The 13,612-nt window shown below is 64.5% G+C and carries 13 protein-coding genes and 1 pseudogene; 6 read left to right on the top strand and 8 right to left on the bottom strand.

Annotated features, from left to right (window positions below; translation table 11 throughout):
- Positions 1-47: 47 nt before the first annotated feature.
- Positions 48-430: pseudogene (locus tag ABIE20_RS15665) on the top strand (hypothetical protein); the annotation flags it as partial.
- On the opposite strand, the gene ABIE20_RS15660 reads toward ABIE20_RS15665, so the two are convergent.
- On the bottom strand, positions 396-824 hold the full coding sequence (locus tag ABIE20_RS15660; protein ID WP_429505796.1) for an EamA family transporter: 429 nt from the start codon (positions 822-824) through the stop codon (positions 396-398). The pseudogene ABIE20_RS15665 and the gene ABIE20_RS15660 overlap by 35 nt on opposite strands.
- A 97-nt stretch (positions 825-921) precedes the next feature.
- Here ABIE20_RS15660 and ABIE20_RS15655 point away from each other — a divergent pair, with 97 nt between their 5' ends.
- Entirely contained in the window at positions 922-1,836 is a 915-nt protein-coding gene (locus ABIE20_RS15655) for a histone deacetylase family protein (RefSeq protein ID WP_429505795.1), read from the top strand.
- Positions 1,837-1,985: 149 nt separating this feature from the next.
- Positions 1,986-3,221 (top strand): TIGR03862 family flavoprotein, encoded by a 1,236-nt coding sequence (locus ABIE20_RS15650; RefSeq protein ID WP_429505794.1) that lies wholly within the window; start codon positions 1,986-1,988, stop codon positions 3,219-3,221.
- 90 nt (positions 3,222-3,311) lie between these two features.
- On the opposite strand, the gene ABIE20_RS15645 is transcribed toward ABIE20_RS15650, so the two are convergent.
- From ABIE20_RS15645 to yedA, 3 genes are all read right to left on the bottom strand, one after another.
- Positions 3,312-4,643 carry a DEAD/DEAH box helicase gene (locus tag ABIE20_RS15645; protein WP_429505793.1) on the bottom strand — a complete coding sequence of 444 codons (1,332 nt, stop codon included), beginning with the start codon at positions 4,641-4,643 and terminating at the stop codon, positions 3,312-3,314.
- 74 nt (positions 4,644-4,717) lie between these two features.
- Positions 4,718-5,671: a hypothetical protein gene (locus ABIE20_RS15640; RefSeq protein ID WP_429505792.1), complete on the bottom strand. Its 954-nt coding sequence runs from the start codon at positions 5,669-5,671 to the stop codon at positions 4,718-4,720.
- Entirely contained in the window at positions 5,668-6,600 is a 933-nt protein-coding gene (yedA, locus tag ABIE20_RS15635) for a drug/metabolite exporter YedA (RefSeq protein WP_429505791.1), read from the bottom strand. Before yedA ends, ABIE20_RS15640 begins: the two co-directional genes overlap by 4 nt.
- Positions 6,601-6,753: 153 nt before the next feature.
- Between yedA and ABIE20_RS15630 the strand changes: the two genes are divergently transcribed.
- On the top strand, positions 6,754-7,212 hold the full coding sequence (locus ABIE20_RS15630) for an Lrp/AsnC family transcriptional regulator (protein ID WP_429505790.1): 459 nt from the start codon (positions 6,754-6,756) through the stop codon (positions 7,210-7,212).
- Here the strand turns inward: ABIE20_RS15630 and ABIE20_RS15625 are convergent.
- From ABIE20_RS15625 to ABIE20_RS15615, 3 genes are all read right to left on the bottom strand, one after another.
- A complete protein-coding gene (locus ABIE20_RS15625) occupies positions 7,209-7,811 on the bottom strand; it encodes a 3'-5' exonuclease (RefSeq protein WP_429505789.1) in 603 nt (200 codons plus the stop codon). The genes ABIE20_RS15630 and ABIE20_RS15625 overlap by 4 nt on opposite strands.
- Positions 7,812-7,830: 19 nt before the next feature.
- On the bottom strand, positions 7,831-8,310 hold the full coding sequence (locus ABIE20_RS15620; RefSeq protein WP_036996945.1) for an NYN domain-containing protein: 480 nt from the start codon (positions 8,308-8,310) through the stop codon (positions 7,831-7,833).
- 101 nt (positions 8,311-8,411) lie between these two features.
- Positions 8,412-9,158, bottom strand: a complete 747-nt coding sequence (locus ABIE20_RS15615; RefSeq protein WP_429505788.1) for a DUF2076 domain-containing protein — start codon at positions 9,156-9,158, stop codon at positions 8,412-8,414.
- 155 nt (positions 9,159-9,313) lie between these two features.
- Between ABIE20_RS15615 and ABIE20_RS15610 the strand changes: the two genes are divergently transcribed.
- A complete protein-coding gene (locus tag ABIE20_RS15610; protein ID WP_429505787.1) occupies positions 9,314-9,982 on the top strand; it encodes a hypothetical protein in 669 nt (222 codons plus the stop codon).
- Positions 9,983-9,993: 11 nt separating this feature from the next.
- Entirely contained in the window at positions 9,994-11,073 is a 1,080-nt protein-coding gene (locus tag ABIE20_RS15605) for an endonuclease/exonuclease/phosphatase family protein (protein WP_429505786.1), read from the top strand.
- Here the strand turns inward: ABIE20_RS15605 and hrpB are convergent, their stop codons facing one another.
- The gene (hrpB, locus tag ABIE20_RS15600; protein ID WP_429505785.1) at positions 11,074-13,599 is read right to left on the bottom strand and encodes an ATP-dependent helicase HrpB; all 2,526 of its coding nucleotides are present in this window, start codon (positions 13,597-13,599) and stop codon (positions 11,074-11,076) included.
- Between the last annotated feature and the right edge of the window lie 13 nt (positions 13,600-13,612).

The following is a 13,612-nucleotide window of genomic DNA, read 5'->3' as shown; positions in this document are numbered from 1 at the left end:
ATCTGACCAACCTGGGTTTGCCGCTGCTGCTGGCTGCCGTCACTGCCAGCCGCATGCTGAACACCTGGCGTATCGCTCCAGTGCTGCGCTTACCCACCCGCTACCGTCGCGACTTGCTGTTCGTGGTGGTGGCCTTCGCCCTGAGCACCACGGTCACTTCGTCGCCCAGCGCCATCGCTGGGCGCATGCGCGCAAACTGCTGGTGGCGGTGTTGTTGCTGGGGCTGGTGTTTGGCACCACGCGTGTCCTGCAGGGCTGGCACTATATGTCGCACACCTTCTGGGCAGGGATTTTCGTCTGGCTGACGACCTGGCTGACAGCGCTGTTCTTTTACGGCCGGCTGGCATTACAGGCTCCCGCGCGGGTGGCGACCAGGGCACGCACGCTGGCGTTGATCAACGCCAGGCCAGCATCACTACGCCCAGAGTGACCAGGCTGATACCGGCCCACTGGCGCAGGTCCAGCCGTTCACCCAGCAGGGTTACGCCAAGCACCGCCACCAGCACCACGCTGAGTTTATCCACAGGTGCCACCTGTGACGCCTGGCCCAGTTGCAGGGCTCGGAAGTAACAGATCCACGAGGCGCCGGTGGCCAGCCCCGACAACACCAGGAACAGGTAGCTGCGGGCCGGGATCGAATTCAGCGACTGGTACTGGCCGGTGGCGTAGAGAATCAGCGCCAGGCTGATCAACACCACCACCGTGCGCAGCAAGGTGGCGAAGTCGGAGTTGATGCCGCTGATGCCGACCTTGGCGAAGATCGCGGTCAACGCGGCGAACACGGCGGACAACACCGCCCAGAAAGTCCATGAAGCCAACACCATGAATACGCCTGTGCCAGGGAATGCCCTCATTGTAGAAGCTGGCGCTATCGCCCGGATAACTGGCAAGATCAGCTTCTGTCTCGCTCAAGACCCTGCCATGCCGCTGCCGCTGATCTACCACGACGACTACAGCCCGGAGTTTCCCGCCGAGCACCGCTTTCCGATGGACAAGTTCCGCCTGTTGCGCGATCACCTGGTCGCCAGCGGCCTGACCACCGACGCGGCGTTGCTACGGCCCGAGATTTGCCCCAACGACATCCTCGCCCTGGCCCATGATCGCGCCTACATCGAGCGCTACATGAACGGCGAGCTGTCGCGCGAAGACCAGCGCCGTCTTGGCCTGCCCTGGAGCGAGGCCCTGGCCCGGCGCACCGTACGCGCGGTCGGCGGCTCGCTGCTGGCTGCCGAGCAGGCGCTGGAACACGGCATCGCCTGTCACCTGGCCGGCGGCACCCATCACGCCCATTACGATCACCCGGCCGGTTTCTGCATCTTCAATGACCTGGCGGTGATCAGCCATTACCTGCTCGCAGCCGGACGTGTGCACAAGGTGCTGATCTTCGATTGCGACGTGCACCAGGGCGACGGTACCGCGCGCATCCTCCATGACACCCCGGACGCCATCACCGTATCGCTGCATTGCGAGCAGAACTTCCCCGCGCGCAAGGCCGAAAGCGACTGGGACATTCCCCTGCCGCGCGGCATGGGTGACCAGGCGTACCTGAAAGTGGTGGATGACGCGCTCAACTACCTGTTGCCTTTGTATCGCCCGGACCTGGTGCTGTATGACGCCGGGGTCGATGTGCACAAGGACGACGCCCTGGGTTACCTGCAACTCACCGATGAAGGCGTCGCCGCCCGTGATCAAAGCGTGCTGCGCCACTGCCTGGGCCGGGACATTCCAGTGGTCGGGGTAATTGGTGGCGGCTACAGCAAGGACCGCGAAGCCCTCGCCCGCCGTCACGGGATCCTGCACCACAGCGCCAGCCGTGTGCTGGGTTACTCACAATGACTGTGGAACCGCCTGTGGATAACCTGCGGGAAAGCCCTTCAAGGCCTTTAAACATCGGGCCTGGAGAACACTGTACGTTTTTTGACCAGTGATTACCGGTGTCCCGCTAAGGTAGAATGCCGGCTCTTTTTCCCAGCTTGCAGCCGACCATGACCGACACCCGCACCACCGACCGCCCACACGTTGCCATTATCGGAGGCGGGCCGGCCGGGTTGATGGCCGCCGAAGTGCTGAGCCAGGCCGGGGTCGCCGTCGAACTGTTTGACGCCATGCCCTCGGTGGGGCGCAAATTCCTCCTGGCTGGGGTCGGTGGCATGAACATCACCCATTCCGAGCCTTACCCGGCGTTCATCGCCCGCTATGCCGAGCGGAGCAATGACATTGCTCGCCTGCTCCAAGGCTTCGATGCCGATGTGCTGCGCCAGTGGATTCACGACCTGGGCATCGAAACCTTCGTCGGCAGCTCCGGCCGGGTCTTCCCCCGCGACATGAAAGCCGCGCCGCTGCTGCGCGCCTGGCTCAAGCGCCTGCGCGACGCCGGGGTCGTTATCCACACCCGCCATCGCTGGCAGGGCTGGAACGCCGATGGCAGCTTGCGAATCGCTTATCCACAGGGTGAGCTGGCGCTCAAGCCGACGGCCACCGTGCTGGCGCTGGGCGGCGGCAGCTGGGCACGCTTGGGTTCCGATGCGGCCTGGCTGCCTTGGCTGCAAGCGCAAGGCGTACAGATCGCGCCATTGCAGGCGGCCAACAGCGGCTTTGAGGTCGAGGGCTGGAGCACAGTACTCAAGGACAAGTTCGCCGGCGCACCGCTGAAGAACATCGCCCTGAGCCTTGCCGGCCAGGCGCCGCGCCTGGGCGAATGCGTGCTGACCGCGCAAGGGCTGGAAGGCAGCCTGGTGTACGCCTGGTCGGCGCAGATCCGTGAAGCGATCAACCGCGATGGCAGCGCCAGGGTGCTGGTCGACCTGCTGCCCAACCGGTCTGTGGATAAAATCCAGCAGGCCCTGGCCAAGCCACGGGGTTCGCGCTCGATGGCCAAGCACCTGCACAGTCAACTGGGGCTGGACGGGGTCAAGGCGGCGTTGTTGCGTGAACAGACCGATCAGCCAACCTTTGCTGACCCGGTCTTGCTGGCCCAGGCGATCAAGGCCTTGCCGATCACCCTGGTGCGCCCTCGCCCGCTGGATGAAGCAATCAGCAGCGCCGGTGGGGTGACCTTCGAAGCACTGGATCAACGCTTGATGCTCAAGCAGGTGCCCGCCGTGTTCTGCGCCGGTGAAATGCTCGACTGGGAGGCGCCGACCGGTGGCTATCTGCTGACAGCCTGTTTTGCCAGTGGGCGCAAAGCCGGGCTGGGGCTGCTGGAGTGGCTGAAGATTTAGGGGAAGGCTTCGCCTTCCATCGCCGGCAAGGCCGGCTCCCACAGGCGATCGCGCCCTCTGTGGGAGCGGGCTTGACCCGCGATGGCGTCCTCAAGGCTTGCGCTTGCGCGGCCCGGTATTGAAGGCCGGCACCTTGCGCACCGGCTTGGCCTGCGGCGCTGCCGCTGGCGTTTCGGCGCTGTCCATCCAGCGCCCGAGGCTGCGTTTGTTGCTGCTTTCCTTGGGCTTCTTCGGCTTTTTCGGCTTTTTCAGCACCTGGCCGCTGGCATCGGTCATCGGCACCTTGTGGTCCGGAATGAAATCCGGCTCTTCGTGGCGCGGCAAGGTCTTGCGGGTCAGGGTTTCAATCGCCGACAGCAGCTGCACTTCGTCGGCGCACACCAGCGAAATCGCCTCACCGGAATTGCCCTTGCGCCCGGTACGGCCGATGCGGTGAATGTAGTCCTCGGCAACGATCGGCAAGTCGAAGTTGACCACCAGCGGCAGGTCGTCGATATCCAGCCCGCGCGCCGCCACGTCGGTGGCGACGAGGATCTGGATCTCGCGGGCCTTGAAGCTGTCCAGGGCACGCTGACGGGTTGCCTGGGGCTTGTCACCGTGAATACCGTCGGCATTGACGCCCTGGCCACGCAGGCGCTCGACCAATTGGTCAACGCCATTACGGGTCTTGGCAAACACCAGCACCTGCTTCCAGCGCTGCTTGCGCATCAGGTGGCTGAACAGCTCCGGCTTGCGCTTCTTGTCCACCGGCACGATCCACTGTTTGACGGTGCTGGCGGTGACGTTGCGCGGGCTGACTTCGATGCTCAGCGGGTCGTTGAGGGTCTGCGCGGCCAGTTGGCGGATCTCGTCGGAGAAAGTCGCCGAGAACAGCAGGGTTTGCCGGCGCGCCGGCAAAGCGGCGTACACCGCGCGCAGCTCTTCGGCAAAACCCAGGTCGAGCATGCGGTCGGCTTCATCGAGCACCAGCGCCTGCAACTGGTTGAACTTCACCGCGTTCTGGCGGAACAGGTCGAGCAGCCGCCCCGGGGTGGCCACCAGCAGGTCGATACCCTTGCGCAGCTTCATCATCTGCGGGTTGATGCTGACGCCGCCGTACACCGCATAGGTGCTCAGCGGCAGGTGTTCGGCGTATTCGCGGATGTTGGCGTGAACCTGCTCAGCCAGCTCACGGGTCGGCACCAGCACCAGCGCGCGCACCGAGTTGCTGGCGACCTTGGCCCCTTCCAGGGTCAGGCGTTGCAGCAGCGGCAGGGCAAAACCTGCGGTCTTGCCGGTGCCGGTCTGGGCGGCGGCCATCAGGTCGCGACCGGCCAGCACGGCAGGGATGGCCTGGGCCTGGACCGGCGTCGGGGTGTTGTAGTCCAGGCGCTCGAGCGCGCGCAGCAAGGGTTCGATCAGGCCGAGTTTGGCGAAAGTCATGGCAATACCGTCAGGGGAATTCAGCAATGGCGGCAGTTTACCTTGTTCAGGCCCGGCGCGTGCCGCCATCGCTATCAGCCTTGCGGTGCAAAGCGCACCTTGAGCAGGCGATCGAGCCCTTCACCCAGGTAGAACGAAAAGGGCCTGCCGCTCTGGTAGGCAATCGCCCGACATGCAGCGAATGCTTCGGGATCGCTACGGATGAAAAACAGGTAAGGCTGATCCCTGACCGTGCCAATCTTACCGAACTCGAACACCAGCCGGTCGATAGTCTCCGGGCGCTGTATGCGCACCCGCATGTCGCCCATTTCCAGGCGCTCGAGCAATCGCTGCTCATCGAACGACAGCTGCGCCGGCGCCCGCAGTTGTGCACCGCTGGGCATGCGCAGTTTCATCTCGCCGCGCAGATCGGCGCCACTGACATTGAAGTCAGTGACCTCGAAGGGCAAGGCGCCATGTAGCCTGGCGCTGGCCTCGCAGATCATATCGGCCTGCGGCTTTTGCGCAGTCGCCTGATCATTGCGCCGTAGCTGCACATCGATTTGCGAAGGAAAGCTGAAGTGCAGCGGCAACGACATCTCGCCGAGTGCGACGATCTCATCGGATGCCGGGCCAAAATCGTAAACACCCAGGCCCACCTGACGCGCCTGGCGCATGTCGACCAGCAACCGGCCACTGAGCCGGACCTCTTCCCGAGCGGGCTCGAATGACTCGAACAGCGCTCGCAGTTGCTGACGCTGTTTGGCGTCCAGAAGATCTTTGGCAAAACGCACCTGCAGCGCCTGCCGGCTGCCGGGCTCAAGGCGCAGCTCGAGCTTGCCTGCAGGGATTTTCCAGGGGGCCATGGCCTGCTGCACGGCCTGTAAATAGACGGGCTCGATTTCGAAACCGTTTTTCAGAGAGATGGGTTCCTGGAAATACAAGGTCATGAAGGTTTGCTTACCGTCGTACAGCATGACCACAGCCATCACCAGCAACGCCACACAAGCAAAGATCTTCACTGCCTTCCTGGCAACACGTCCTTTCATTTACAAAGTTCACCTTCCACTTCGCCAACAAGTTTGGCTTTTTCCACTGCTGGCCGGCGCCACTGCGGCACACCGATCAGCACAACGGCGCCAATGATAACCGCCATTGCCACGCATTCCTCGAAACCAATTTGCTCACCGGCAAAAACAATCCCCAGCAACACCGCCACCGCCGGGTTGACGTAGGCATAGCTGGTGGCCGCAGCCGGGCGCACATGCTTGAGCAGGTACATGTAGGCGCTGAAGGCCAGGATCGAGCCGAAGAACACCAGGTAGGCCAGCGCACCCCAGCCAGCGGCGGTTGGCATCTGGGTCATGCGTTCGCCGCTCAGGACGCTGCCGAGCAGCAAGACCACGCCACCGACAAGCATTTCTGCGGCGCTGGCCATCGGCCCCGCAGGCAGCGGCAGGCTTTTGCTCCAGACCGAGCCGAAGGCCCAGGAGGCAGCGGCAAACAGGATCAGGGCGGCGCCGACCGGGCTGGCCTGCAGGTTGGAGCCCAGGTTGAGCAAGCCGATGCCGACCAGGCCGAGGACAATCCCGGCCCATTCCAGGCGGGTATTGCGATGGCCCCAGAGCAGGCCGAACATCAAGGTGAACAGCGGCACCGTGGCCACCGCCAGCGCCGCAACGCCCGAGGCCACGCCCGCGTGCTCGGCCAGGGTCACGCCGCCGTTGCCGCAACTGAGCAGCAACACACCGATGACGCCCGCCGCCCGCCATTGCGGCCAGGTCGGGGCCGGTACGCCGCGCCAGCGCAGGAAGCCGTAGAGCAAGGACCCGGCAATGACGAAACGCACCCCGGCCATCAGCAACGGCGGCCAGGACTCGACGCCGATGCGAATCACCAGGTAAGTCGAGCCCCAGACCAGGTACAAGGCGAGAAAGGCGCCGATCAAGACTAACGGGAAGCGACGGGAGGCAGGCATGGGGGGCTCGAATTATGGGTGTCGGGCAGTTAGTTTAGAAAGGCAGCGCGGTAAACATAAGTTACAAAACCTGTTTAAACGAACCGTACACTTTTGAAACAACGGATCTTTTGGCCTTGCGCCTTGGAATCAACAATCACCCCCTGGAAACCCATGGACAAATACGATCGCATGCTCCTCAGCGCCCTGCTGGACAACGGCCGCGCCTCCTTCGCCGAGCTCGCGCGCAAGGTCAATCTATCCGCTCCGGCGGTGGCCGAGAGGGTGGCCAAGCTTGAGGCCAGCGGGGTGATTACCGGGTATCAGGCCAAAGTCGACCTGGAGAAGATCGGCCTGCCGATCCAGTGCGTGATCGAGCTGCGCCTGGCCAGCCATGGCAATCAGCAGACTTACGAAGAGCTCACGCAGATCCCACAACTGACCGAGTGCCACCGGGTAACCGGCGACCCTCGCGTGATCATGCAGGCGGCAGTGGGTTCGATGCCGGAGCTCGAAGAGCTGATCAACCGGGTCGCCCAGTTCGGCTTCAGTAAAACCTCGATCATTCTCTCCAGCGCCGTGGAGCGGCGCCTGCCGCTGGGCCACCTGGAGCACAACGGCAAGAAGGCCTAGCGATAGGTTTTCAGCGCTTCGCCGATCTTCGCCGCGGGGACTTTCTGCAGGCTGCAGAACAACTGGTGGGAGACGCCGTTGACGCCCTGCTGGCGCAACTGCCCGGCCAGGTGCTGGGCGAGGTTGGCGGCCATTTCGGCATCGGCCATGGCCCGGTGCGCGGTGCCGGTGTCAGGCAAGCCAGCCCAGCGGGTCAGGGTGCCCAGCTTGTGGTTCGGCGCCGATGGCATCAGGCGCCGCGCCAGCAGCATTGAACAGGCGAAGCGCTGGCTGCGGCTGCGACCGATCTGCGCAAGCTCGTAGTCCCAGAACTTCTGGTCGAACGAGGCGTTGTGGGCGAGCATCGGCGTAGCGCCGACAAACTCGGCCACTTCGTTCATCACCCGGGCAATCGGCGGCGCGCTGCGCAGCATGGCGGTGGTGATGCCGGTCAGGCCGGCAACGAACGCCGGTACCGGCACCCCGGCATTCATCAGGCTTTGATAGCGCTCGACAATGCGCCCGCGCTCCAGCATGACCACCGCCACTTCGGTGGCCCGGCAACCGGCGCCGGGTGAAATACCGGTGGTTTCAAAGTCGATGACAGCGATACGTTCCAAAACGACAACCTCAAAAATCTTAATGCTTGAGCAGCAGGCTGCCCTCGATGGGCACGTAACGGCTGGCAGCGCGAATCAGTGAATTGGCAGTCAGCCCCGGCACGCCATAGGCGACAGCCTGAATGCCGTGACGGCTGATGACGCGCTCGAGCAGCAAGTCGAAATCGCCGTCGCCGGAGGCCAGCACGACCTCATCGACCCGCGCGGCGGCGTCGATCACATCGAGGGTGATGCCCACGTCCCAGTCGCCCTTGGCCGAGCCGTCGCTGCGCTGGATATAGGGTTTGAGTTTGACCGTGAAACCGAGGTTGCGCAGGATCTGCTGAAACTGCTGCTGCTTGCTGTCGCCGCGGTCAATGGCGTAAGCCACCGCTTCGACAATCTGCCCGTGCTGGCTGATGTCGGCCCACAGCGCGGCATAGTTGAAGTGGCAGCCGTAGGCCTGGCGCACGGTGTAGTAGAGGTTCTGCACATCGGCGAATACCGCGATCTTCTTCACCGCTTTTCCTCATGGCGCCACGGCGCTGTTGCCGGCCGCCGCACACCGGGGCCGTTTCGGCGCCCAGTATGCCAGCCCTCGGCCCATGCGGGTAAGCGCAGTCAGACGAAGCTGTCGTCATCACCGCCGAAGAAGCCGCCGTCATCGCTGCCGTAGTCGGTGTCCATGAAGCCGCCCTGGTCATTGCCATAGCCGCCGTTGTCGGCAGTCAGCCGTTGCTCGTCGTTGCTGCCCCAGCCGCCGGTATCGCTGGCGGGCGCCGGTTCTTCCTTGATCACCTCGACCACCTCTTCAGGTTGCGAGTGATGGTTGAACAGGCTGCTGATGCCCTGCGCCAGCATCACCCCGCCGGCCACGCCAGCGGCAGTTTGCAGGGCGCCGCCGAGGAAGCTGCTGGCACCGCCGCGGGCCGGGGCCTGGGCGGGAGCTGCGTTGAAACCCTGCTGCTGGGCAGGCGGGTTGAACGACGGACGCGACGGTTCGCGCCAGCCGCCACCACTTGCGGGGGCGCTGGCTGCTGGCTGATTTTGCACTGGCTGTGAATCGCGGGTGCCGCTGCCGAAGATGCTCGACAAGAAGCCGCCGCTGCTGCTCGGCGCTGTGGCGGCCACCTGGGCCTTGGCTTGTTTGAGCTCGGCCTGCAACTGCTTGTTTTGTTCATCCAGGCGTTTGAGCGCCGCTTCCTGCACCAGGATCGCCTGGGCCATGTAGTAAGGCGCTGCCGGTTGCTGCTGCAGGTGTTCGCCAATGCGCGCCTGGGCCTGGGCATCACGCGGCACGGCCGGGTCTTCGGCTTGCTTGAGCCGACCGAACAGGCCGTCGATCAGGGTTTGTTCTTCACTGTTCATGGGCAACCTCACTGCAAAAGCGGAAAATCGAGTACCGGTAAAATGGGGTGCCGGGGCGCCAGATTCAACACAAGCCGGGATTAAACTTTCTTCAGGTTGGCCTGCGCCTGGGCTAAAGTGACGCCCTGCTTTTCTTTCAATTGCGATATCGACTGATGAATCCGCTTAGTGTTCTGCGCGACTCCCTGTATTTCTTCCGCCGTCACCTGCTGAGCATTGCCCAGCTGTGCCTGCCGCTTGTAGTGCTCGAAGCCCTGTGCTCCCAATTGCTGTACCAGCAACTGGGCGAGGACGCCTCTCCTGGCTACGGCATGCTGGTCAGCCTGCTGTTCTACCCGCTGTACAGCGCCGCGCTGATCCTCTACCTCGACACCCGCAGCAACGGCTACACCCCGCTCAAGCGCAACCTGCTGGCCATGGCCGTGCGCCTGTGGCCGTCGTTTGCGCTGATGGTGATGCTCAGCTCGCTGCTGATCATGGCCGGCGCCGCGCTGTTCATCATTCCCGGCATCTGGGTGATGATCCACCTGGTGTTTGCCGAATACGCCCTGGTATTGCGCGGCCAGCCGCCGATCGAGGCCATGCGTTCCAGTTTCCAGATGACCACCGGCAACTTCTGGCGCATCTTCAGTTGCGTCCTCGGGGTAATGGCAGTGCTGTGGCTGATCGACGGCCTGAGCATGATGCTGGTGCCCGAGCCTTCGCCGCTGGCGCAACTGGCCCTGGACAGCGGCAACGGCTTTTTGCAGCTGTTCAGCACTGTAGTGATGTTTCGCCTGTACATGCTGGTCAGCGAACCGGCGACAGAGCCACCGCTGTCCTGACTGGTTAGCCAATGACCCGACTACTGCGCAACGCCCTGCTGACCCTGCTTGTTCTGTTCGCCCTGCTGTGGCTGCTGGCCAGCCAGCTGAGCTGGCAACCCGAACCACGCGAGAACCTGGCGGTCAGTTGCCGGGCCAGCACGGCGGCGCTGGTACCCGGCCAGGTGCTCAAGGTGATGACCTGGAACGTGCAGTACCTGGCCGGCAAGCGCTACGTGTTCTGGTACGACCAGGGCCGTGGTGACGACACCCGCCCTACCCCGCAAGACCTCGCCTTCAACCTCGATGAAGTGGCGCGGGTGATCCGCGCCGAGCAGCCAGACATCGTCCTGCTCCAGGAACTGGACAACAACGCCAAGGCCAGCGACTACCAGGATCAACTGACACTGCTGCGCGAACGGCTGGTGGATATCTACCCCTGCGCGGTGCAGGCCTACGACTGGAAAGCCGATTTCGTTCCCGACCGGCACATCTTCGGCAGCGTCGGCCGCAGCCTTGCAACCCTGAGCCGCTACCCGATCAAGCAGGCCGAGCGCCTGCAATTGCCGGTCGACGCCAGCAATGCCTGGCAGCGCTTGCTGCAACCTCAGCAGGCAATTCTTGCCAGCTACCTGCCGCTGCGCGATGGCGGCCAATTGGCAGTGCTCAACACCCGCCTGGCGGCTTTTTCAGCGGGCAGCGACATTCAGCGCCAGCAGGTGCAGCAGGTAACCCAACTGCTCGACAAGCTGGAAAGCCAGGGCACGCCGTGGTTGATCGGTGGCGACTTCAACCTGCTACCGCTCGGCCAGTACCGCCGCCTGCCGGCCGAACTGCGTGGCCAGTACAGCGCCGACAGCGACCTGCATCTGCTCTGGGACAAATACCCGATGATCCCCAGCAACGCCGAAGCCAGCGGCGCCGAGCGCGCGGCCTGGCTGACCCATTACCCCAACGACCGCAACCTGCAAGGGCCGGACCGCACCCTCGATTACCTGTTCCACAGCCCGAAACTGCAGCGCTTGGGGGCCCGGGTGATTCAGCAGGATACCCTGGAGATCTCCGATCACCTGCCGGTCACGGCGCGCTTGCTGTTGCCTGCGCAGCCCTGACTATTTACGCGGTTTGGCCCGCGCCGTGGCCTCGGCCACCAGCGGGTCATCCGGCCAGTAGTGCTTGGGGTAGCGACCCTTCAAATCCTTTTTCACCTCCGTGTAGGTACTGCGCCAGAAGTTGGCCAGGTCCTGGGTCACCTGCACGGGCCGCCGCGCCGGCGACAGCAGGTGCAGCAATACCTGCTGACGGCCCTGGGCGATGCGCGGGGTTTCGGCCAGGCCGAACAGTTCCTGCAAGCGCACGGCGAGTATCGGCGGGGTTTCGCTGTAGTCCAGGCGGATGTTCGAACCCGAGGGCACGCTCAGGTGAACCGGCGCCTGTTCATCCAGGCGCTGAGGCAGTGGCCAGGGCAGCAGGTTGCGCAGGATCGACGAGAGGTCGAGCTGGGCGAAGTGGCTCAGACGGGTGACCTTGCCCAGGTAGGGTTGCAGCCAGTCGCCCAGGCTGGCCAGCAGCGCGGCATCACTCAGGTCCGGCCACTCGCTTTCACCACGGCTCGCCAGGTCGAGATGGCGCAACAGCGCCACCCGCGCCTGCCACTGGCGCAGCTCGGGCGTCCACGACAGCAACTCCAGACCCTTGCGCCGCACCAGTTCCAGCAGTGCCTTGGCGCGGGCGTCTTCATCCAGGCCCGTCAGCGGTTCGCGGCTAAGCACCAGCTCGCCGACCTTGCGCTGACGCTCGGCACGCAAAACGTTATCGCGTTCGTCCCAGTCGAGGATATCCAGGCTGCGCACCTGTTCGGCCAGCACCCCGTCGAACAGCGCCGGGTCGAAATCGGCAGCCAGATAAATACGCTCCTCGCGCTGGCCCTGGCGGCTGCCCAGATCGGCGATCACCAGCCACGAATGTTTCATCAAGGCATCGGCTTCGCCGAACAGCGCGGCGCGACCGTTGGCCAGGCGATATTCCGCACCGCCGGCACGCCGCTGCTGCGCGACGCGGTCCGGATAAGCCAGCGCCAGCAAGGCGCCGAGCCAGCGCGAGTGATCAGGGTCGGCGACGGCTGAAGTAGCTTTGTCACGCAGGTAGCCACGGTACTGGCGGGCCAGTTGCCGGGCACGTTGCACACCGCCCTGCGCGCCTTTGGCTGCTCGGGTTTCGCCGCTGAGCAGGGCCAGGCGGCTGTGCAGGTCGGCACCGCCGCCACGCAAAATGTCGCGTTCACCGAGCAAGGCGGCGACGTCGCAGGCCATGTCGGCCAGGCCCAGGTCCTGGCCGCGCAGCAGCAAGTGGGCGATGCGCGGGTGCGCCGGCAGTTCGGCCATGGCCTGGCCGTGGGCGCTGAGGCTGTCCGGGCTGTCGGCCTTGAACGCGCCCAGGCGCTGCAACAGGTCCAGCGCCTGGCCATAGGCGGCCGCAGGCGGTTGGTCGAGCCAGCGCAGTTGTTCGGGGGTAACGCCCCAGCGCGACAGTTGCAGAGCCAATCCAGCCAGGTCAGCCTGGAGAATTTCGGCCGCGCCATAGGCCGCCAGTTGCTCGTGCTGGGCTTCGGACCACAAGCGGTAGCAGACGCCGGGCTCCAGGCGCCCGGCGCGGCCAGCACGCTGGGTGGCGCTCGCGCGGGAGATGCGCTGGGTGTCCAGACGGGTCATACCGCTGCCAGGATCAAAACGCGGCACCCGCGCCAGGCCCGCATCGACCACCACGCGCACGCCATCGATGGTCAGGCTGGTCTCGGCGATGTTGGTCGCCAGCACCACCTTGCGCAGGCCGGCTGGCGGGGTATCGATGGCGGCGCGCTGGGCGTTGAGATCAAGCTCGCCATGCAGCGGGCACAGCAATATATCGCGGCGATCACCGAGGGCATCCTGCAAGGATTGATGCACCCGGCGAATCTCCGCCTGCCCCGGCAGAAACACCAGGACACTGCCCGACTCGTCAGCGATGGCCTGCAGCACCGTATCGACCACCCGCGGCTCGATGAACTCACCCGGCTGGAACGGCCGGCCCCACCGAACATCGACCGGGAACATGCGCCCTTCGCTGCTGACCACCGGGGCATCGTCGAGCAAGCCAGACAGACGCTCGCCCTCAAGAGTGGCCGACATCAGCAGGATTTTCAGCGGCGGATCGTCACGCAACAATTCGCGACCATTAAGGCTCAGGGCCAGGGCAAGGTCGGCGTCGAGGCTACGCTCGTGGAATTCATCGAAGATCAACAGGCCCACACCGTCCAGCGCCGGGTCGGCCTGCAAGCGACGGGTGAGAATCCCCTCGGTGACCACCTCAATGCGCGTGTTCGGCCCGACCTTGCTGTCCAGGCGAATGCGGTAACCGACCGTTTGCCCTACCTGCTCACCCAGCTCGCTGGCCAGCCGTTCCGCCGCCGCCCGCGCCGCCAGGCGCCGTGGTTCGAGCATGAGGATGCGCTGCCCGGCCAGCCACGGCTCATTGAGCAGCGCCAGCGGCACGCGGGTGGTCTTGCCGGCGCCGGGGGGCGCTTCGAGCACCGCTTCGTGGCGCTGGCTCAAGGCAGCGCGCAAGGCTGGCAGTACGGCATCGATCGGTAATGATTTCATGGTGGCCCTCAAA

This window comes from Pseudomonas sp. 2835 (genome assembly GCF_050435905.1).
GTDB lineage: Bacteria > Pseudomonadota > Gammaproteobacteria > Pseudomonadales > Pseudomonadaceae > Aquipseudomonas.
Note: the sequence above shows the minus strand (reverse complement) of the source record. Positions and strands in the feature narration are given on the sequence as shown.

Bases quoted from the DNA above. Each gene is read 5' to 3' on its own strand.
- ABIE20_RS15645 (WP_429505793.1), bottom strand. From the start codon at position 4,643: ATGACTTTCGCCAAACTCGGCCTGATCGAACCCTTGCTGCGCGCGCTC.
- ABIE20_RS15615 (WP_429505788.1), bottom strand. From the start codon at position 9,158: ATGAACAGTGAAGAACAAACCCTGATCGACGGCCTGTTCGGTCGGCTC.
- ABIE20_RS15605 (WP_429505786.1), top strand. From the start codon at position 9,994: ATGACCCGACTACTGCGCAACGCCCTGCTGACCCTGCTTGTTCTGTTC.
- ABIE20_RS15610 (WP_429505787.1), top strand. From the start codon at position 9,314: ATGAATCCGCTTAGTGTTCTGCGCGACTCCCTGTATTTCTTCCGCCGT.
- ABIE20_RS15650 (WP_429505794.1), top strand. From the start codon at position 1,986: ATGACCGACACCCGCACCACCGACCGCCCACACGTTGCCATTATCGGA.
- hrpB (WP_429505785.1), bottom strand. From the start codon at position 13,599: ATGAAATCATTACCGATCGATGCCGTACTGCCAGCCTTGCGCGCTGCC.
- ABIE20_RS15655 (WP_429505795.1), top strand. From the start codon at position 922: ATGCCGCTGCCGCTGATCTACCACGACGACTACAGCCCGGAGTTTCCC.
- ABIE20_RS15640 (WP_429505792.1), bottom strand. From the start codon at position 5,671: ATGAAAGGACGTGTTGCCAGGAAGGCAGTGAAGATCTTTGCTTGTGTG.
- yedA (WP_429505791.1), bottom strand. From the start codon at position 6,600: ATGCCTGCCTCCCGTCGCTTCCCGTTAGTCTTGATCGGCGCCTTTCTC.
- ABIE20_RS15660 (WP_429505796.1), bottom strand. From the start codon at position 824: ATGGTGTTGGCTTCATGGACTTTCTGGGCGGTGTTGTCCGCCGTGTTC.
- ABIE20_RS15630 (WP_429505790.1), top strand. From the start codon at position 6,754: ATGGACAAATACGATCGCATGCTCCTCAGCGCCCTGCTGGACAACGGC.